Origin of the sequence: Aureimonas sp. D3 (genome assembly GCF_001463805.1) — a bacterium.
Taxonomy (GTDB): Bacteria; Pseudomonadota; Alphaproteobacteria; order Rhizobiales; family Rhizobiaceae; genus Aureimonas; species Aureimonas ureilytica_A.
The window spans coordinates 1-20,181 of sequence record NZ_BBWM01000064.1; the positions used below are offsets into that span (position 1 = coordinate 1).

General features: G+C 63.8%; 13 protein-coding genes. 10 read left to right on the forward strand and 3 right to left on the reverse strand.

What is annotated here, in order from left to right:
* The first annotated feature begins 721 nt into the window (after nt 1-721).
* The gene (locus AUL36_RS19650) at nt 722-1,444 is read left to right on the forward strand and encodes a recombinase family protein (protein WP_062223500.1); all 723 of its coding nucleotides are present in this window, start codon (nt 722-724) and stop codon (nt 1,442-1,444) included.
* Between the two features lie 142 nt (nt 1,445-1,586).
* Nucleotides 1,587-2,189 carry a hypothetical protein gene (locus AUL36_RS19655; RefSeq protein ID WP_210168876.1) on the forward strand — a complete coding sequence of 201 codons (603 nt, stop codon included), beginning with the start codon at nt 1,587-1,589 and terminating at the stop codon, nt 2,187-2,189.
* Nucleotides 2,190-2,404: 215 nt separating this feature from the next.
* Here the strand turns inward: AUL36_RS19655 and AUL36_RS23975 are convergent, their stop codons facing one another.
* Nucleotides 2,405-3,046, reverse strand: coding sequence for a hypothetical protein (locus tag AUL36_RS23975; RefSeq protein WP_156418495.1), 642 nt, complete (start codon nt 3,044-3,046; stop codon nt 2,405-2,407).
* 59 nt (nt 3,047-3,105) lie between these two features.
* Between AUL36_RS23975 and AUL36_RS19665 the strand changes: the two genes are divergently transcribed.
* The 6 genes from AUL36_RS19665 (at nt 3,106) to AUL36_RS19690 (ending at nt 13,593) form a co-directional block, all read left to right on the forward strand.
* Complete coding sequence (locus tag AUL36_RS19665) at nt 3,106-3,465, forward strand: hypothetical protein (protein ID WP_062223505.1); 360 nt, start codon at nt 3,106-3,108, stop codon at nt 3,463-3,465.
* Nucleotides 3,466-3,950: 485 nt separating this feature from the next.
* Nucleotides 3,951-6,383, forward strand: a complete 2,433-nt coding sequence (locus tag AUL36_RS19670) for a D-alanyl-D-alanine carboxypeptidase family protein (protein ID WP_210168877.1) — start codon at nt 3,951-3,953, stop codon at nt 6,381-6,383.
* A 22-nt stretch (nt 6,384-6,405) separates the two neighbouring features.
* Entirely contained in the window at nt 6,406-10,752 is a 4,347-nt protein-coding gene (locus AUL36_RS19675) for a hypothetical protein (protein ID WP_062223509.1), read from the forward strand.
* The gene (locus AUL36_RS19680; protein WP_062223511.1) at nt 10,749-11,258 is read left to right on the forward strand and encodes a hypothetical protein; all 510 of its coding nucleotides are present in this window, start codon (nt 10,749-10,751) and stop codon (nt 11,256-11,258) included. The genes AUL36_RS19675 and AUL36_RS19680 overlap by 4 nt, the downstream gene beginning before the upstream one ends.
* Nucleotides 11,258-12,001, forward strand: coding sequence for a hypothetical protein (locus AUL36_RS19685; protein WP_062223513.1), 744 nt, complete (start codon nt 11,258-11,260; stop codon nt 11,999-12,001). Before AUL36_RS19680 ends, AUL36_RS19685 begins: the two co-directional genes overlap by 1 nt.
* A 92-nt stretch (nt 12,002-12,093) precedes the next feature.
* Nucleotides 12,094-13,593 (forward strand): hypothetical protein, encoded by a 1,500-nt coding sequence (locus AUL36_RS19690; protein ID WP_156418496.1) that lies wholly within the window; start codon nt 12,094-12,096, stop codon nt 13,591-13,593.
* Between the two features lie 374 nt (nt 13,594-13,967).
* Here AUL36_RS19690 and AUL36_RS19695 read toward each other — a convergent pair whose 3' ends face one another.
* Nucleotides 13,968-15,326, reverse strand: a complete 1,359-nt coding sequence (locus AUL36_RS19695; protein WP_062223517.1) for a tyrosine-type recombinase/integrase — start codon at nt 15,324-15,326, stop codon at nt 13,968-13,970.
* An 804-nt stretch (nt 15,327-16,130) separates the two neighbouring features.
* Here AUL36_RS19695 and AUL36_RS19700 point away from each other — a divergent pair.
* Nucleotides 16,131-18,137: a HAMP domain-containing methyl-accepting chemotaxis protein gene (locus AUL36_RS19700; protein WP_192843871.1), complete on the forward strand. Its 2,007-nt coding sequence runs from the start codon at nt 16,131-16,133 to the stop codon at nt 18,135-18,137.
* A 258-nt stretch (nt 18,138-18,395) separates the two neighbouring features.
* Here the strand turns inward: AUL36_RS19700 and AUL36_RS19705 are convergent, their stop codons facing one another.
* Nucleotides 18,396-18,791 carry a hypothetical protein gene (locus AUL36_RS19705; RefSeq protein ID WP_062223521.1) on the reverse strand — a complete coding sequence of 132 codons (396 nt, stop codon included), beginning with the start codon at nt 18,789-18,791 and terminating at the stop codon, nt 18,396-18,398.
* A 263-nt stretch (nt 18,792-19,054) separates the two neighbouring features.
* On the opposite strand from AUL36_RS19705, the gene AUL36_RS19710 reads away from it, so the two are divergent.
* The gene (locus AUL36_RS19710) at nt 19,055-20,167 is read left to right on the forward strand and encodes an ABC transporter ATP-binding protein (protein WP_062223597.1); all 1,113 of its coding nucleotides are present in this window, start codon (nt 19,055-19,057) and stop codon (nt 20,165-20,167) included.
* Nucleotides 20,168-20,181 lie beyond the last annotated feature (14 nt).

Here is a 20,181-nt window from a genome sequence, read left to right on the forward strand (position 1 = left end):
GGCCAATCCTTACACTGCATCCTTCCGGAGAATTCATTCAATAGAAGAGAGTGATACTTCTTCGACGCCATCTTCAGACGATGAAAGTGGTCTCCGTTCTAAGCCATGACAGCCTACCTGCTGTAGGCTATTGCCTATGAAATTTAGGGGTCGCTTATGCGAGACCCCATCACATAGGAGCGGCAGCGAGGTTTCCCCCCGTACCCCCCACCCGACTTTGCGCATTCACGGCACGGGCGGGCGCGGGGGGCGCTACGCGGTATGGCTCGGGCGGGTGCGCTCGTGCTGAAGCAAGCCTCACGGCGGGAGCGTCTATGCTCTTGAAGTCCGCTGCGTGCCATCCCATTCTCTGACCCGCTGAATAGCCGCAGCGTTCGTGGAGTTGGCACAGGCTTATATAATCAACTCCTCACGACGTTGGCCCAGTGTGCGAAGGCGGCTACCGCAAGGGACCCTCGCGCATAACGATGGAGGCAAAGCTTGATCGCTTTTGTCGAAGTCGAAGCCAACAGGTCGCAAGGGAGTAGGAAAATCCGCCTTGAGATTGGGTGCTGCGTGCACCCGCGATTGGCTTCAATCCTTCTCGCGCTCTTCCGACTGATCTAACGAGAGGGCGTCCTGTAATGGGATGCCCTTTTCGTTTGCCCTACACTTTACAAAACGCCAAACCCTCGTTAGATGATTTGATAACCCCTCACATCATCGCAGCGAGACCGGCTCCATGTCGCACACGCAGCCCGCCCCGTCAGACCGCTTCGTGACCTACCTCCGCGTATCGACCGCGCGACAGGGCGAGAATGGTCTTGGCATCGAAGCCCAGCGCCAAGCCGTGGACGCCTATGTGCGCCGCTTCGGACCATCCGCGCGGGTCCTCGCGGAATACGTCGAGGTAGAGAGCGGCAAGAAGGCCGACCGTCCCAAGCTCCGGGATGCCATGGAGCACGCCCGCTTGGCCGGGGCTCGCCTCGTGATTGCCAAGCTAGACCGCCTCTCCCGTAACCTTCACTTCCTGACCGGCCTTAAGAACGCTGGCGTGGACTTCGTGGCGGCCGACATGCCTGATGCGAACGCGCTAACAGTCCACATCCTCGCCGCCGTTGCCGAGCACGAGCGCGACATGATTAGCGCCCGCACCAAGGCGGCCCTCGCGGTGGCCAAAGAGCGCCGGGCGAAGGAAGGGAAGCGTCTCGGCAATCCGAACGGTGCGGCTCACCTCAAGGGCCTTGGGAACGGCGCTGCGGTTGCCGCAATCACGGGCAAGGCGGACGCCCAGGCGGAACGGCTCCGGGGCATCCTTGAGCGGATCGAAGCCGAGGGCATCGTGACCGCGCTGGGGATCGCAAAGGCCCTCAACGAGCGGGGCATTTTGTCGCCGCGTGGCGGGGCGTGGAGCGCCACCACGGTGCAACGGCTCCGAGCCCGCCTAGCGCCGCAAGCTGCATAATGACTGCTAGGCATGGAACGAACGAAGGGCTGCGATGGGAGACCGCCCGTTAATTTTTAAAATTAGGGGATTGATAGGTAATCTAATTTGCTTCATTGGTGGTATCGTAAGATAGCGTTTAATTTTTCGTGAGGACACCATCGTGCAAAACCATGCGGTTTCGCCGGACGCTACCGGCTTGCCTTCCTTCGCCCGAACCTCCTCCGCCTTAGACATTCCGCCTGTGCCGGTGACATGGGTATCGGCTCCCGTTGAGGCTGACTTGATCGTCCGCCGCACGGTCTCCAGCAATGGGCGGACGATCGATGTTGAGGTGCCCCGGTATGTCACCGACCATTACGGCATCGTTCGAGACCCATCCGGCCGCCCTCAAGTGGAAGCTGGCTCCGTCACGCCCATTGCCTACTTGGATCTCCACGAGGACGCCCCGACCGTCTGCGTGGCGTACGCCGTGGCGTGTGGGCTCGCAGGCTCCGCATGGCTCCAAGTTGGCGGATCGGTAGGGATCGAAGGCCGAGACACGCTCATCGCCTTGGTAGAGGATGCGTGTCCCATCTCTGACAGCGCCCTCTCGGAAACCTTCTGCATTGCAGAGCACGAGGTCGAAGCGTCCCGCGCCCGCGTGGCCAACCGTATGGCCATCGACCCCACGTTCACCCAAGCGTTCAACAGAGCGCGTTCGCTTATGACCGCAGCCGCCGCGTTCTTCCCCTGGTATCAGCCTGACGGCCAAATCCCTGGCTAGTCGCCCCGCCTGCCCAGACTGTCGCGCCATGTAGGCGCTGGCCAGGCTCCCAATAATTCAGGCGCTATCGACCTTCTAACATTCCGCCCTTCCCCGCAACGCTCCCATTCGGCGCGACCGGCGAAGCTTTGCCCAAGGATAACCCCGTGCTCATGCAAGCCCCCGTGCGGCCCTTCATGGACGCCGCCGCTCTCCACGCGCGTCTTCAGTTCGTACTAGCCTACGTGCCACTGGCCCAGGCGCATCCCGATCCGTCCACGATAACCGGCCCGGAGCCCTCTCTCCGCCCGCTCTTTGACAACGCGGAGCACGGCAACATCACAGGCGTAGAACCTGCCCACCCGCTCGGGGAAAGGATGGTGGCGGTATCGATCCAGCACCGTACCCCCCGCTTCTTCATGCCCTTGGACTACGTGGCGTTGGACCTCGCGGCTGGCTTTGGGCTTCGGCTCACGCTTCGCCGCGAGGCGAATGGCGGTGTCAAAAGATGGGATCACCCGCGCATCGTCTCTCCTGGCCCGCAAGGGATGGTCTTCCACGTCCTTCGCATCTTGGGGGACGCCCAGCCGGGCGAAGTCGTGATCCAAAAGGCACACGGAGACGGCTCGTTCGATAAGCACTACCTCGGGCGGGATGGTCTCATCATCATCGCAGACGACGCCGTGCGAGGGCCGGGCAGCATTCACCGGCAGACCCGGCGCGGGCGCATAGACCTCCTCCGCCGTGCCGAAGAGTGCTTCGTGGCCAACCTTGGAAAGGCAGACCTCCCAGCCTCGTTGAAGGGTGAGGATTACGTACGCCTTCTCACGCTCGCCTTCGCTCTCTCGGATTGGCGGCATGGACGGCTTGACGGTCAACTCCCTGTCCTCATGCGGCCTTTGCCGGACGCCTCCGGTCTCGACGGAGCGGAAGCCTGATGCCGTCCCCGATCATTCCCAACGTCTTTTGCCTCGACACCATGGCTTACGTGGACAGTCGGGAAGTCGCCCGTGACTTCGGCATCCCGCATGAAACCGTCCTCCAGAGGGTAGCCGAGGTCCGCTCAAAGCTGGCCGGCGAGCCGCGCCATTTCCGCAAGCGCCTTGCGATGGTGGATGGCGAGGAAATCCATTCCGTGGCGGTCTCCTACATCGCCTTCGTCACCATGCCGATCCTGCCCAGCCGGAACAACATGCCGGTACTCCTGGCCTACATCCGGGCGCTTTCCAAGGCGTTCGACCGGGTGAGCCCGGTGCGCTTCTCATTTCAGGACATGACCCGAGGGGAGGCTCACTAATGGCCCGCGCTCCGTCTCCCACCTCCACCGGCACCGTGGCGCTTCGCCCGGTCGCCTCGCCTGTAGACACCTTCGTTGCTCCTGGCCCGAGCCGCTTGGAAGAACTCGGCCGCGCCCTCTTGCCGCTCGGAGGCGAACTCAAGACGCTCTTCGAGGAGCGGGCCGCCAAGCAGAACGAAGAGGACGCCATCCGTGGCGAGGCGGCCTTCCACGAGGCCAACGGCGAGGGCTTTGCCGAGGGTGTCCGCACGGGTCGCATCCCGGCCCAGCACTCCCAGGCGTTCATGAAGGCATACAAGGCGGCCGAAGGCGCGGCGATGGGCAATCGTCTCCAGTCCGCCTACCAGTCGGCTTGGGATGCGTGGGACGGGAAGAACTCGGACGATCCCGCCGCCTTCGATACGTTCTACAAGGACTTCATCAAGGCCAACGTCACCTCACAGGACCCGGACGTTCTTCGAGGTCTCCTCCCCACCGTTCGCTCCTTGGGTGGAGCGGCGGCAAATCAGCAGACCAACTACCGATCGAAGAGCGTCTACGAGGGAAGCCTCACGGCCCACCTCGCGGGCGTGAACAGTGCGCTCGCATCGGGGGGTGGCTCCGAGGATACCGCCACGGGAGACGCCATCGAACGCCAGCGCCAAGCGTTCATTGCGTCGGGCGGCAGGCCCGATGACTTCGACCGCAACGCCATGGAACTCGTGGCCGCCAAGTCGGTGGAGATGGGCAACGAGAAACTCCTCGGCTTCTTTGATCGCAAGGTGCCCGGCAAGGATTACACCTATGGCGAGACGCCGGACGGCTCCAAGCTCAAACAGCAAGCGGTCCAGCATCTTACCGTCAGGGCTCGCCAAGCCGTTATCGACGGAGACAAGGCGGCGGAGAAGGAACGCCAGCAACGCGAGGACTTGGCCCAGCGGGCGGCGGTGGACGCAATGGTGGCCGGTGAGCCGGTGCCCGAAGAGATCCTTGCGGCGGGTGAGAAGGCCGACCCGTTGTTCCGCACGAAGGTTGGCCAGTGGAAGGAGAACCTTGCGAAAGGGGCTCGCGATCCCGCGCTTGTCCGACAGATCAAGAACGAGATCGTCACGGGCGGAGGCATCAAGGCGGTTATCTCCTCTCTCCCCAGCATCGAAAGCGGCGACGACCTCTCGGAAGTCGTGACGTTCGCCAAGAGCTTCGAGGGCGCTCGGGCCACCATTGATGACGTGTTGGGGTCCACCTCCGCCAAGACCATCTTCTCCAACATCGACAGCCGGACGAAAAAGGAAGGCTCCCTCCTCAACCCCGTCACCGGCATGTCCAACGAGGGCATGGAGGCACAGTACGACTTCCGCATGGTCCTCATGCGCTGGGCCACGGAGAACCCGAACGCCACGACCATCGAACGCGAGGAGGCTATCGCCCGGATTGGCACGCTCATCATGGGCCGCTTCGAGAAGGACCCGAAGCAGCCGGGGGTGATGAACTACAATCGGGATGGCGAGGCGGTGGGCGGCTTTGCCAACCCCTACACCGATCTTGCTCCGGGTGCTCCCGCTCCGGTCGTGAAGCCTGCCGCTCCTCCCGTGCCAAAGGACGACCGATCGCTCTATGAGCGGGTTATGCCCTCATGGCTTGGCGGCGAGGATGCGCCGAGCGCCCAAGCCGAGAGCACCCCTACTGCCGATCCGGCCGGGCTCTCCCCTGAAGACCGCGCTTTCTTCAACGGCTTCACCCCGGAGCAACAGAAGGAGCTTGAGGCCGGGGCGAAAGGCAACCTTCCGGGCTTGCTGGAGCATATCCGCAAGCAAGGAGCAGGCCCCGCGAAGGTGGCTCCAGGCAGCCCTAAGGCCGCAGCACCGGACGGAACACCCGTAGACCCTGCCGCCTTCCAGCCATCCCGGCAAGCCGACCTGTCTTTCCTCTCCTCACGCGCGATCGGAGGAGCCAAGAGGCCGGACAGCTTCACGGGAATGCGCCCCGAGTTCGCTTCGGGCGTAGAGGCGTTGATCCGTTCGGCACCCCCTGAGATCGCTCGGGGGCTCCAAGTCATGTCCGGCTACCGCTCCCCGGAGAAACAGGCGCAACTCTACAGGGCCGCCCTTCAGAAGTACGGATCGGCGGCGGAGGCTCGGAAGTGGGTCGCACCGGCCGGGCGCTCCGGGCACAACCACGGCCACGCGGCAGACCTCGCGTTCAACGGGGTGCGTCTCGATAAGGCCCCGGCCCATGTCCGGCAATGGGTCCACGAGAATGCCGGCAAGTTCGGCCTCGCGTTCCCTCTCGGCAACGAAGCGTGGCACGTCGAACTGGCTGGGGCTCGCGATGGCGGTGGGGGTAAGGCCCGTCGCAGCTTCACACAGAAGGACGCCGAAAGCTTCCTCTCGGCCGCTCTCGATATGGACCCGTTGGATTTGCCGGGTGCCGACCGTGAGGAGGACGCTGCGTTTGTTCCGGGGGATGTTGCGGCGGGTCGCCTCTTGGACCTCATCGGCCAGCACGAGGCAGGCGGCAACTACAACGCCGTGTTCGGGCAACCGGACGCAACCCGCGACCTCGGCAAGTTCACCCTCGATGCGATCATAGCGCAGCAAGAGCGGGCGAAGGATCGCGGGGCTTACTCCACCGCCATCGGCAAATACCAGTTCCTCCAGAAGACCTTGAAGGGCCTGAAGGAGGAGATGGGTCTCACCGGGGCGGAGCCGTTCGACCCACCTTTGCAAGATCGTCTGGCGCTCGCCCTGTTGGAGCGTCGTGGCTACTCGGCCTTCAAGGCGGGCCGCCTGTCCAAACGGGCCTTCGCCCTTCGCCTCAGTCAGGAATGGAGTTCGCTGCCGGACCCGAACACCGGCCGCTCCTTCTACCACGGGGATGGCGTGAACCGCGCCACCGCACGCTCCCGCGATGTCTACGCGCAGCTTGGCTTCGTCCTCTAACGGATAGCCTCAAGGAATAATCATGACCGATAACACCAATTTGGTGGACGCCATCGCGAGCTTCGATGGCGGCCCAACGAACACGGCTGCGCGTTCTCTGGAGGACGCTATCGCCAGCTTCGGGTTTGATCCCGAGGCCGTTGACACGGAGGGCAGCGAGCCGGGGCCTGATGCCGCCCCCGCCGCGCCGTCCCCCGAGCCCGACACCACGCTCACCGATGCGGAGATGACGGCGGAGGAGAAGGCCGTCACACCCGGCTATTACGCCAAGCACGGCGAGCCCGGCCTTGGGCGGCCCAGCCCTGGCCCGTTTGCTCTCGCGGATGCTGGTGAGGCGGCCCTCTTGGGCGCGGCTTCGGGCGTCTTGGAGATGAAAGACCTCTTCGGGGAGCCTGAGGGTGGGCGGCCTTGGCTCGACAAGCGCCGCGACGAGATCAACGAGCACTCCCCGATCATCGGTCCCGTTGCGCAGGGCATCGGGCAATTTGCCGTGGGCATCTACGGGCTGGGGAAGCTCAACGCCGCCGCGAAGGTCGTGCCTTGGTTTGGGCGTGGGCTCCAAGCGGCCGAGACGGCTCTCCACTCCACCACCAAGGGAAAGCTCGCCGCAGAGCTTGGCCGCGATGCCCTGGCGGTCTTCATCACCTCCGACCCGCATACGGAGCGCCTCGCCAACCTCTTGGAAGGCACCCCGTACATCGGCCCCGTGGCGGACTTCCTTGCGGCCAAGCCTGATGACGGAGCGATGGAAGGCCGTCTCAAGGCATCGCTTGAGGGGCTCGGCATGGACGTGGCGCTTCGCGGGGCGCTCGTGGGAAGCCTCTCCGTCTTCAAATGGTATTGGTACGGCAACGCAGAGAAAGCCGCGAAGGCCGCTGCGAAGGCCCAAGCGGAGACCCGCGCCGCCGTCATGGGCGAACCCGAGCCGGCCGCAATGCCGGACCTCGAAGACCCCAGCACGGTGGACTTCGAGGCGGGAGGTCTAGGCGGAACGGAGCCGCCCCGGACTTCGCCAGCACCCACCGCCCCAGCCCCCGAGCGCACCCCAACGGCCGATCCCCGCTTCACCGGGAGCCGCTCCTTCACGGACGAACCCGAGGACGTGGCCGAGGCTCTCCGCACCGCCGTTCGCACCCAGTCGGCCCTAGACCCCGCTTCCATCAAGAAGATCGATACGGCTTTCAACAAGTTCGAACTCACCCCCGAGGTGAGCGACTTGGTGGATCAAGCTGCGGTCCCTGCCCCGGAAGGCTTCACGGTTCGCCGTGGGGTTCTCGGTGGCGAGGAGGAACTCTTCGAGACCTTCGGCAACAAGTCATCCGTCATGCAAGGCGCGGCGGCCGATGGCTTCGGTAGCTTCAAAGGGTCCAAGGGGACAGTCGCAGAGATTGCCATTCAGCCCGGCACCCGCATCTTCGCCCCCAACAGCGACATCAAGGGCGGTGAGATCCTCTTCGCCAAGGACACGCAGTTCACCATCGTGGGCAAGGCCGAAGACGGGACGCTTCAGGTGGTGGCGGAGCCGAGGGCTTTGGAGCCAAGGGCGATGGCGGAGGAGGCTACGCCCGGTGCGACCATCTCGGAAGCTGCCAACGCAGCGGAAGACCTCCCGGTTGGCTCCGTGCCGGGCTCCACCTCTACCATCTCGCCGGCTTTCGGAGTGCGTCTCTCACTCGAAGACACGGGTGGTCTCCTTGCGGCGATGCGCTCTGATGCCGACGCCATCGCACAGTATGGAAGCCGACAGGCCGCACGCAACGCCGGCCACGAGTTCGGCCGTGGGGACAGCATTCCCTACGCCAAGCTCCAGAACCCGGAGGAGGTGAACGACTTCCTCGCCCGCGTCGTGGATGCCGAGGAAGAGTACCTCGACACCACCAAGGGCGGTGCGGTCCTTCGCGATGCTGACGTTGAGGCGATGGCCAAGGAGCGAGCCCAACTCTTCGGAGAGGACCCCGCCACCTTCCTTGGCATGATGGACCAGATGGCGAAGGCGTCTCGGCAGTTGGCACCCGCTGCGCAGGCCGGTGCGCTCGTCATCAAGCGGCTTTCGGGGGACCTTACGGACCTCGCACGGCGCTTGAGCTTCGAGGATTATTCGGCCTTCCCAGGTGGCCGGGTCGAAGCCTTCGAAGAGTTCGCCCGCCGTCATGCCCTTTTGGTCCAAGTCCACGCGGCCACCGGGTCCATCACGTCGAACTCAGCGCGAACCACGCGCATCGGAGGGAGCCGGCTTGCGGTGAACGCGGCGGACGCAGCGGCTATCCAGATACCAGACGTTGAGAAACTGATCGGTCTCTACGCCAATAGCGACGGAAGCCCGGCGAGCATCGCCAAGCTGGCCAATCCTTCGCTCCTCTCCAAGGGCTTGGACGCCGGCCGAACCTTCCTCATCAACAATCTCATCTCGGGTTGGACCACCATGCTCGTGAACGGGGTGAGCAACGGCGTGATGGTCGGGGTCCGTCCGCTGGAGCGCATCATCGGGGCGGCCCCGCGTGCCCTTGCCGGCAACACCGCGAGCCAACGCATTTTCCGCCAGTCTCTCCAGCAATACACCTACATGGCGGCCGGGCTCATGGATGGCTTCCAGTCGGCCGTGAAGGCGTTCGCGACGAAAGACAGCGTGATGGCTCCACACACGACGGAGCTTTACAGAGCCGCGCGAGGGCCGGCACAGGGCTTGAAGCCGGCGACGTGGGAGCCTTGGGATACGCTGGGTGGGGCACTGCGCAACACCCTGGTGCGTGCCCCGGCATGGGCGATGGTGGAGGGGAATAGTCTCCCCACCCGTATCAGCGGCTTCACGGACGAACTCGCCAAACAGACCATAGGACGGTCCTACGTGGCGGCGGAAGCGCACGTGGACGGCGTAGGAGAGGCTTTGCGTCTCGGCCTGAAGGGCGGCGAGGCCAAGGCGTTCGTCCGTGACTTCGTGTCCGACAAGCTCGCCCAAGCCTTCGATGCGAGCGGGCGGTTGGTCCACAAGAAGGCGCTGGAGGAAGCCCAGGTCGGGACCTTCTCCCAAGACCTTCTTCCGGGCACCATCGGCCATACGGTCCAGATGGCGAAGACCCGGCATCCCGGCCTTGGGTTCATCCTGCCCTTCACGAAGACACCGACCAATCTCCTTCGCTATGGCTGGAAGATGACACCGGGTCTCAACACCCTTCAGGGCGAATACCGCGCGATGCTGAAGGGCGAGAAGGGGGCGGAGGCGCAAGCCCAGGCGATGGGCCAGATGGCCTTGGGGACTTCCGCGATGCTGGCCACGGCGTCCCTCGCCTCTCTCGGCTACGTCACCGGGGGCGGCCCCTCGGACCCGAAAGCGCGGCAAGAGCTTCTGGCCACGGGCTGGCAACCCTACTCCGTGGTGGTTCCCAACGCGGACGGCACGAAGTCCTATGTCAGCTATGGGCGCATCGATCCCGTGGCCATCCCGCTCGGCATCGTCGTGGACCTCCAAGACGCCATGGCGACGATGGGCGAAGACATGGAGGACGCCTCTACGGTGGAGAAGCTGGGGACGGCGGGCGTTGCGCTCCTCTCGGCTCTCACCAAGCAGTTCCAGTCCAAGAGCTACGCGATGGGGTTCTCACAGTTCCTCAACGCGATCATAGACCCGGACGAACGAGCCGGCCCCTACGCTGGCCAGATGGCTTCCGACTTCGTGCCCTTCGCTTCGATGCTCCGCCAGACGGACGGAGACCCCTACATGCGCGATGCTCGGGACTTCGTGGATAAGATCCTCGCCACCGTCCCCGGCCTCGGGGAAGGCTTACCGGCCCGCTACGATGCCTTTGGAGACCCTATCCGCCAGCGCAACGGCCTGTGGTCCAGCGATGCGGCCAACATCGTGGATCAAGAGGTGCAACGCCTCGCGGTGGAGACCGGAAGCACGCCCGGTCGGCCGAGCCCAAGGGGACGGGGTGGGGTAGACCTCCGCGACCTCACAATGATCGACGGAGAGTTCGCGGGCCGCAACGCCTACGTGATCTATCAGGAGCTTGGAGGCCACCTTCCGGGGATGCCGAGCTTGAAGGAACTGGCGGCGGACGTGATCCAAGGCGAGGAGTATCAGATCGCACCGGATGGGGACGCCCGTACGGATGGCACCAAGCTTTCCATACTGACGGACATCATGCGCCGCTATCGCTCGGAGGCCATGGCGATCGTGATGCAGGATAGCGCGGTGGCGGGCGCTGCGATGCGTAAGGAGGACAAGGCCCGCACGGCGTATGAGGCGCGGGCAGAGGCGAGAGCGGCAGGACTTCCCATGCCGAGGAACGGGCGGCCGGGACTTGGGGAGGCATTCGGGGTGAACCTGAGTAGCCTGTTTGGCGGCGGAGAAGGAGCCACAGCACGATGACGTTCAAACTCTACCTAAGCACCGCTCGGGACAACCGGCCTTTCCAAGATGCTATGACCTACGCTTATCTCTTGTCCGATCCGTCTGGCGAGCCCGTGAGGGCTGGCGAAACACCCGAGGGTGAGCCCCTTCCTAAGACGGCCGGTGATCCTGCCTACGTCGCCTTGCTCGACTGCTTGCCACATGTCCCCCAGGGGTCGTCCTTGCATATTGTCTCCAATCTCGACCACCTGACCGGGAAGGAGGAGGGTCCATATCCATATCCTGGCGTCTTCAATGAGACACCCGAAGCGCGGCGCGAGGCTCGCTACCGTAAGCGGGACAAGAAAACTTGGGCAAATCTGACCCAGCTTCAGGCGATCGACCTATTGTTGACCGAGCGCCGTATCAGTACGTCGTGCAGGCGGCCGACGCTGGAGGAGGATGTCACCCACCGCACGGTAAGCAAGCGAGCGGCAGACCTTCGTGACTTCGATCCCACTGCGCCGAACCCCGAGGATTACTGATGGGGCGGCGGACGTACTTCGATCCCAAGCGCCAGAAGAGCGCCGACCGAATGGAACGCCGCAAGGCCGAAGCGATAGACCCCGAGGCCGGCCGGTGCTCTCTTTTCGGGTGCTCTCGGCCGGTCCAGAGGGCGGACGGCAAGGGCTTCTCTCGGACGCACTGTCACTATCACGTCCAGTTCAAACAGCGGCATGGGAGCTACTGGAAGGAGACCTACTCGGCCGCTCACCTCCTCCCGTATCGCAAGGCGGCTGACCGCTTCCTTATCTACAGGTGGCGGCAGAAGGACACAGAGCGGGCACTCTTCGCCCTGCGAGACCTCATGAACTGGGAGGGGAGGAACATTCCTCTCCCGGACCTCAAGACCAGATCCCCAGACCTGAAGGTGAAGGCGGCCCTATGGCGGCTCAACGCGGCCCAGGTGAAACCCCTTCAGCTACTCCGGGACCACCTCGCCATCTCCGGGGCCGTGCATGACGACTTCGCGGGGGACGATGAGTTCCGGTTGGTCCAGATCGCGAAGGCGGCCTCACGGTTGGCTTCAGGCTGGCGCAAACAGTACGACGCAGCACCGGCATGGGTGCTCAACCAGCGATCGGCGGGGATTTTCTTGAGGGGGCTCGGGGGCAAGCTGGAGGAGGCTTGCGGATTTTACACGGCGGAGCATCTGAAGGGGATGCTTACGGTGAAGCGCGAAGAGTTCGACGCGGTGGCGTTGCGGAGCCATGCATCTATTGCATGAGAGATATGCATAAGGGGATTGGATACGCATACCTTGCGCATCTGCCTGAAGACTGCGTTTGAGGGGACTGGGTGCATAACATTGCGGATACGTTGACCGACGCGCTAAGCGGGGATGCTGGGCCGGCATCGCGCTTGGTTTGGTGGAATTGCGTAGAGGGCAACGTGGCGACGTGGCAATTCGATAGTGAAGATGGTGGACCCGTATCCGCCCGCTCCCGTAAGCCCGAGGTGTCGTTTGATCCCTGGTTGCGGACCCGAAAGGGGTGGGCGAGAGAGTTTGCCTCGATCGTTCTCGACCCACTTGGTTTCGGATGGATGCTTCAGGACCACGCGGAGCGGACGGGCAAGGTACGCCAGCGAGCGATGAAAAAGCGCGACGTTGAGGCGATGTTCGCAACGGTCGAGGCCATCATTTCCTCTCTAATGCTGGCGGTGCTAAAGCCCAACAGTCCTCCTGCAATCGCAGTCAGCCTACGTTCGCTCAAGCAAGGCATGTCGCGTTACGATCGGCCTGGATATTCTAATCTCGGAAAGGTCCTGGAGGTCTTTGCGTCGAGGCCCGCCGATGCAGCAACCGGAAAGGGCGACGTTCTCGGACCCTGGCGGCTATACAAAAGCCGGCAGCGGGGCACACCTAGCGTAGTCGTTGCGGAGCCCGGTTTCCTCATAGAGAACATGCGGCAGCACATCCGAAGCGGCGCTCTATCGCTTGCCGACTTCTACAGAGAGCCGGGTTCAGAACCCATCATCCTCACACGGACGGAGCGTGATGCATCGACGTTTGAGAAGGCAAGCGAGTGGTTGGACTATACGGATACCCCGACCTCACGCGCCTTTAGGGCGGAAATGGATCGGCTAAACGGTGCTCTCCGCGAGGCAGACGTGGGCTTTGTGGAAGACGGCGGCCCCCCCGTTCCGGTTCTTCGAAATGAATTGCGCCGGTACTTCTCTCAGGCAGACGGCGACAGTGAGGCCACGCCGACTTTCGACCGGGGTGGGCGTCTATTCGGTGGATGGTGGCAGGACATCGGCAGGGAGCGCCGCTGGGCAATACGCATCGACGGAGAGCCGATTGCAGACCTCGACTATTCCAACATGTTTATGCGGCTTGCATACGTAGAGGCCGGCGTCGTGCCGCCCGTAGGTGACCTGTACGCTCGGGTATCGGGTTTCGATGGGCCAAACCTTCGGCCGGCTGTGAAAAAGCTTGCCAATGCCCTGTTCTTCCGAACCACTCCAATGGTCCGCCTTCCGAGAGACCCAGAATTAAAGAACGCTTTGCCGCCCGGTGTGACAGGCGCGGCGATGCGCGAGGCTATTCTTGCCGCTCATCCTGCGTTGGCCTCCATTTTTGAGACCGGCGCGGGTATGCGGTTGATGTTTCAGGAGAGCCAGATCCTCCTAGCCGCCCTATTCTGTATGTTGGATCAGGGAATTACCGCACTCCCGATGCATGACGGCGTGATGGTGGCGAAGTCGCGAGCGGCAGCGGCAATGCAATGCATGTTTGAGGCAGCGGATAAAATTGTTGGCGTTCGCCTCCCGGTAGTCGAAAAGCCTGTAATATCGGTGGGGCGAAGCCAGAATTAGCTTAGCTCGCACCCTTAAGGCTTAGGGGGAGGGCGTAGGGGGATTGTATACTTAGTTTCTTCTCTCCTCTCCCCAGTCCCGTTGATCACATCTTCTCGCCTCTCTAGGTCTGCACTACGCCCGCTCTACTTGGGACCTCAAGAACCTCTTCTTGTTCGGACCTCATGCCCTGGCCCACTGCCCATCCTACCAGCCCGGCCCCATGCCCTTTCCTAATGCCGCCCACCCCTCCTTTGGCGTGAGGGGTCCCCGCATTGGTGGGCTTTAGGTCGGACCCCATGCCCAGGGCATCTAGGTGACTTCATGGGATAGACCCCAGCCCCGACCCCAAGAGACAATGGTGAAGAGGGGTCTACCCGATCGAAGATCACCCCTCAGGCTTCGGGCAACCCCACGGCCTCGACACACTGCCTTGCCTGTTCCAGCAAGGGACCGGCCGAGTACCGACCCAGTGTCATCCCCTTTCGCTTGTGGCCTACCACCGCCGCGATGATGTGCTCAGGTTGGCCGGCCCGCTCCGCCTCGGTGATGAACCAACGCCGGAACGAATGGAAGTTCACGAGGGATCGCCGCTTGCCCTCGACCTGCTCCTCAACGCCCACCGAACGGCGGTAGTCGGTGAAGGCACCCGATGCCTTGAAGGATCTCTCACGCAGGGACTTGGAGGACTTCGGGGCTGGCCATTCGGGGAATAGATCGGCGGAGGCGCTCTTGCTCTCTGTGCGCCGCTTTACGATGCCTTGGAGCGCCGAGTGGATGGGCACGGCTCGCACTGCCGTCTCCTTCTTCTGAGGCTTGAAGAGGAAGACCCCATCCACGCAATCCCCCACCTTCAGGTCCACAATCACGTCAAGGCGAGCGCCTGTTAGCGCCGCGATCCGCATGAGGTCTTGCATCTCCGGGGAGGCGGGGCCGCCCAAGAGCTTGAGCATTTCGGCCTTCGAGAAGGGGCGCTCCAATTCGTTATGGGCCGTCTTCGGCTTGGGCAGCTTCAAGCCCTGCCACACGTTGGTCTCTGCGTGCTCGCGATGGACCATCCATTTCCAATAGCGGCCCAAGCGGTTGAGATACTTCTGGAGGGTGACAGGGCTTTGGCCTTCTGTGACGGACCCTATGCCATCCATGAAGCGGACGGCCACTTTCCTCGTGATGGCTTGGACGGTGGGCGGTACGCGGTTCTGAGTGCACCACTTTTCGAGGTACTTGAGCGCCCGCTCGTCGTCGGCCCGTGTGCGCGGCTTGACGGTCTGGTGCTTGAGGTAGTCCGAGTGAAAGTGCCCAAGGGGAGTGGCCGCCCCGGTTGCCATCTGGGCGAAGAGCTTTGCGTCTTGCTCGCGCTTGGTATCGTAGACCACCTCCACAATTCCCCCAGGATGGTGCTCCTCTCCAAGGGGCTTTCCCATGATCTCGTCCAGGCGGATCGTAAGGGCGTCGTCTAGCTGCGTAAGGTCTTCGGCCGTCTGGGCTCTGGAGCGCATGGCCGCCATGGTGAGGGCTTCACGGGCCAGAGGGTCCTTGCCGCCTTTCTTGAGGGCCGCCTCAATGGCCGCCTTGAACTCCGCCACCACCTGCCACTTGAGGCGATTGGCGACGGCGAGGCTATCAGTGTTGAGGGACCTTTTGAGCTTGGTGCCCATCTCCGGGTGGAGGGCTCGGGGCACTGACACGACGACGCGCCACTTGCCGTCCTTGTTCTCCAAGTAGCGAGTGTCGGCGGATGCTGCGCGGGCCATTCCACTCCTTGCGTACCCCGTTGCGTACCCGAAGTGAGTACCCGAGAACCCTTGTAATGTCGAGGTTTCCTTGCGCTTCAGGGGTCTCGGAAGCGAATGCGGAGTGCCCGATTGGCTCCACCACCCTAAACCTCTGCATCTGATAATCGCCGAATGAGATGGTAGCCTGCCAGCTTGCTGTGCGGGCTTGTTTCCGTTTCGACGCTCATGTGTCTCGTTGATACCGGGTCGGCGATCTTCGGGGCGTGGTGGGCTCTGGTCTTTGTCTGTCGTTTTGCCCGCTGTGGGAGCAGGGCTTTCGGTGCGAGCCTTTCGCACCGTCCGCTGTGGCCCTTGTTGTTGGGCGCGGCGCGGTCGCGAGTCGGCTGCTTTGAAGCATCCAGCAGGATTTGCCGACATCGATCTTCGGTTTCCTCTGGGTTTTAGGCGCTGCGGGAACTGCACGCGATAGCTCGCGGACGAGAAACACAGACGGGGTCGTCTTCGTGTGAAGCGGACGCTCGACCCGACGATCGTGATTTCTGCGGTCGGCTTTCCTAGCCTTCGTGTGGGAATGTTCCGCGTACGAGAGGGCGGGCGAGGCTGCGACCATCACTTGAGCGGCTCTGGCCCAACGTTGGGATGGTACCGGTTCGGAATGCGCTAATGCACATTCTTACGAATAGTCAGTCTATCCGAGCCATTTACTACGAGAAAACCAAATCGTGAGAGATAGAGTCTTGGGGCTGCTTTGGGACAGGTTATGTCAAACGATCGCGTGTCAGGATGCGGCATCGTAGTATCCTCCTTTGGGTTGTCTTGATCATGCGTTTCTCATTGAAAGGCCGACTCATCGCAGGATTTGGCTCAATTCTGGTCTTTGCCTGCGCTCTCGGCGCCTTCGGCATCACCTCGCTTTCCGAAAACGCAGACCGATTCTCCCAATTCGTCGAGCACCCGTTCCAGCAGGTCCAGAACCTCAAGGAGCTGTCGGCGCAGCTCGAAAGCGTGCGCAACGCCCTTCGTTCGACCATCACCGTTTCGCGCGATGAAATGCCGGCGGAGCGTGCACGCTACGCCGAGTCCTGGGCACGCATCGACAAGGCGATGGCCTCCTATGCCGCGTCCGTGACGTCGGCGGAGGCCGAGCAGGATCTCAGCGATCTCAAGGCCGCTGTCGCGGCCCTGCGGGCGGTGTCCGATCAGGCGCTGGACCTGGCGCAGGCCGCCGACATTCATTCGACGGAAGAGGCTGTCGAGCGGATCGAAGCCGACAATGCCGCCTTTGAAGCGGCGCTCGGCGCCTTAAGGGCCGCCCTGCCGAAGGATGGCTCCGCCGGCCAGCTTCCGCTGCTGCTCGGCAAAGCCGAGCAAGCCTATCTGCGCACGCGGCTCGATATGGTGGACATTCTGACCCATAGCGAGCCTGAGGTTACCGCCTCGGCCAAGCGCCGCTTCGTCGCCTCGCTGGACGCGGCGCAGAATCACATCCAGGCGATTCGCAGCGCCGCGCCGGAGCGCCTCGCGCCGCGTGTCGACGCTCTCGCCCAGGCCTGGACGAGCGTCGCCGCCACCATGCAGGCGGCCGAGCGGAAGGGCGAGGACAATTCGCTGAACGATACGCTGGCCTTCCTGGGCGCCAAGCAGCGGCCCGCCGCGCTCGCTATGAAGAAGCGCATCGACGATATGGTGGATCGTTCGAACGAGATGGCGACTGCGTTCGCCGCCGACGCGCAGGCGCGCTACGTCGCCATGCGAAACGGCGCGATCGCCGCTTTGGGGGTGACCTTGATCCTGGGGATCGGGGTGGCCGGCTGGATCGCGCTCTCGCTCACGCGAGGCCTGCGCCAGCTCAACGACAATCTGGACTTGATTGCCGAGGGTAATCTGTCGCAGAGCATCGCGCATGGACGGACGGACGAACTGGGCGATGTGCTGACGCGCCTGTGCCATACGCGCCTCCGCCTGTCGGCGACGATCCATACCGTGCAGATGTCGGCATCGCAGGTTTCGGCGGGTTCGCAGAAATCCTCATCGACGGCGGCACAGCTGTCGTCAGGCTCGTGCGAGCAGGCGGCTGCGTCCGAAGAGGCCTCTGCCGCGATCGAGGAGATCAGCGCCAATATCCGCCAGAATGCCGACAACGCTTCGACCACGGAGAAGATTGCGGCGCAGGCGGCCCAACATGCCGGCACGACGGGCGAAGCGGTGGCGCAATCCACGCAGGCCATGCGCGACATCGCCGAAAAGATTGCCATGGTACAGGAAATCGCGCGCCAGACCGATCTCCTCGCCCTGAATGCCGCGATCGAAGCGGCCCGCGCCGGCCAGCATGGCAAGGGGTTTGCCGTGGTGGCCTCCGAAGTGCGCAAGCTGGCCGAGCGGGCTCAGAAGGCGGCGATGGAAATCGGCGATCTGTCGATGCGCACGCTGGTGGTGGCCGAAGACGCCGGCTCGCGTCTGGAAAAGCTGGTGCCGGACATCAAAAAGACGGCGGAGCTGGTGTCGGAAATCTCGGCTGCCTGCCGCGAGCAGTCGATCGGCATCGACCATATCAACCAGGCCATTCAGAAGCTCGATCAGGTGACGCAATCCAACGCCAGCGGCGCCCGTACGATGGCGGAGACGGCCGAGCAGCTTTCGACCGAAGGCGAGCGGCTTCGCCATGAGGTCGGCAAGTTCCAGCTCAACACGAGCGAAGCGCAGGATGTGCTGCAGGGGCTGGAGGGCGGCCACACCATGCGCCCTATGCCGGCCATGGCGGAGAAGGTCGCCCAGAATGCGCCGGCTGAGCGCGGGCACGATAGCGAGAGGCTTCGACAAGCGGCCTGAAGCGTGGCGGGGCATGGCCGGTTGAGGCAGGGCGGGGCACCGAACCGACCTGGTTTTGCCGGACTGGACCGACCGCAACAGGCTTTGCGTTTCGAAACGGCCTTCCCGTCTTCGGAAAGGGCCATGGTTCCACAAGGCGGCCCCACCTTCGATCGCGCATTGAGGATCACGCGAACGGCGGCGTGTCTCGTCGTCCATGAAAAAGGGATGCGCCCGTTCGAGCGCATCCCTTCTCGTTTAGCTGACGATATGCTGCGTTCAGCGAACCGGAGCGGTCGAGTCGATGCCCGACGTGTTGCCCGGGACCGGAACACTGCTGCGGCCCGCTGCGGTGTCGGCCGGCACGGCGTCGGTGCGGGTGATCACACGGGAGGCTGCGTCAGCCGGCACGGTGGAGTCGATGCCCGAAGTGTTGCCCGGCACAGGAACCGAGCTGGTGCTGGTCTGGTCGGTCGCGACCGGCGCATCCATGCGGGTGATCACACGGGAAGCCGCATCGGCCGGCATGGTGGAATCGATACCGGAATCATTGCCCGGCACAGGCACCTTGCTGACCGACTCGGGCGTGCCAGCCGGAGGAGCCGGCATCATCTGCGCGGAAGCAACGCCACCCATGAGGGCGAGGGCCGAAATGGTCAGAGCGAGCGTCTTCATTGGAAAATCCGATCTTGGAAACAGGCGCTTGGTGTGTCACCGCGCCGACATGAACTTCGCGACAGAAAGGCGGGAGAGCCGATCTTGGTTCCAGACGTGCGCAAGCTTTTTGCGCGGCCATCAGTGGCGTCCGATCACGTTTCGGAGAAAGGCCTTCGAATGGGTTTCCGGCCAGCGACACAGCGGACGCTTCTGTTATCGCTGTGTCATGGATGTATGGCAGGCCGGGAAAACGCACGACGATGCAAACGCTTGAGGCCGGTATGGCGCGTTCGATCCACCTTCGCGGCGTGACGCGCCGCTTCCCGAACGGGCCTGCCGCGCTGGATGACGTGTCGCTCGACATCCAGGCGGGCGAGTTCCTGGCGTTGCTCGGGCCGTCGGGCTGCGGCAAGACGACGCTGCTTCGGCTGATCGCCGGGTTCGAGGCGCCGACCGACGGCACGCTCGCTTTCGACGAACGGCTTGTCGCCGGGCCGGGCTGTTTCGTGCAGCCCGAAGCGCGGCAGGTCGCCATCGTGTTTCAGTCCTATGCGCTCTGGCCGCATATGAGTGTCGGCGAGAATGTCGGCTATCCCCTACGCGTCAAAGGCCTGCGCGGGACCGAGCGAGCGCGCAAGGTGGCCGAGGCGCTGGCGGCGGTGGATCTCTCCGGCTTCGAAGGGCGGCGTCCGGCCGATCTGTCGGGCGGCCAGCGCCAGCGCGTGGCGCTCGCCCGGTGCCTCGCGATGGAGCCGGGCATCGTGCTTCTGGACGAGCCGCTCGCCAATCTCGACATGCATCTGCGCGCCTCGATGGAGGAAACCTTCCGCGCCTTCCACCGGCGCACGGGCGCGACCATGGTCTATGTCACCCATGATCAGGCCGAGGCCATGGCCATGGCGGACCGGGTCGCGGTGATGGAGCGCGGGCGCATTCTTCAGGTCAGCGCGCCGGCGACCCTGTACCGCGAGCCTGCAACCGAGGCGGTCGCCCGCTTCATCGGCCATGGTCATGTGGTCGAGGCCGACATCCTTCTCTCGCCGGGGCAGGGCCATGCGCGGGCCCGGCTGCTCGGTGTCGAAGCCGATCTGCGCTGCCGGCCCAGCCTGCGCCTGCCCGCCGGGGCGCGCGGGCGCGTCTGCCTGCGGGCCGAGGATCTGGAAGCCGACGCGCCGGGCGGATTCCCCGCCCGTGTTCTGTCCTCGACCTTCAAGGGCTCGCATTCGCGCCTTGTGGTGGAACCGCTGGCCGCTCCCGGCCTGCGCTTGGCCGTCCATGCCGACGCGCCTTACGCGGAAGGTGAGAGCCTGCGCGTCGGCCTCAAGGGCGGTTGGTTGCTGCCGGAGGACGGCGAGGCGGCGACCCTGCCGGTGCGGGAAGCCGCGCTCGCCTGATCGGCGGGGCTCGA

Bases quoted from the DNA above. Each gene is read 5' to 3' on its own strand.
- AUL36_RS19695 (WP_062223517.1), bottom strand. From the start codon at position 15,326: ATGGCCCGCGCAGCATCCGCCGACACTCGCTACTTGGAGAACAAGGAC.
- AUL36_RS19680 (WP_062223511.1), top strand. From the start codon at position 10,749: ATGACGTTCAAACTCTACCTAAGCACCGCTCGGGACAACCGGCCTTTC.
- AUL36_RS19650 (WP_062223500.1), top strand. From the start codon at position 722: ATGTCGCACACGCAGCCCGCCCCGTCAGACCGCTTCGTGACCTACCTC.
- AUL36_RS19710 (WP_062223597.1), top strand. From the start codon at position 19,055: ATGGCGCGTTCGATCCACCTTCGCGGCGTGACGCGCCGCTTCCCGAAC.
- AUL36_RS19705 (WP_062223521.1), bottom strand. From the start codon at position 18,791: ATGAAGACGCTCGCTCTGACCATTTCGGCCCTCGCCCTCATGGGTGGC.
- AUL36_RS19665 (WP_062223505.1), top strand. From the start codon at position 3,106: ATGCCGTCCCCGATCATTCCCAACGTCTTTTGCCTCGACACCATGGCT.
- AUL36_RS19700 (WP_192843871.1), top strand. From the start codon at position 16,131: ATGCGTTTCTCATTGAAAGGCCGACTCATCGCAGGATTTGGCTCAATT.
- AUL36_RS19685 (WP_062223513.1), top strand. From the start codon at position 11,258: ATGGGGCGGCGGACGTACTTCGATCCCAAGCGCCAGAAGAGCGCCGAC.
- AUL36_RS19675 (WP_062223509.1), top strand. From the start codon at position 6,406: ATGACCGATAACACCAATTTGGTGGACGCCATCGCGAGCTTCGATGGC.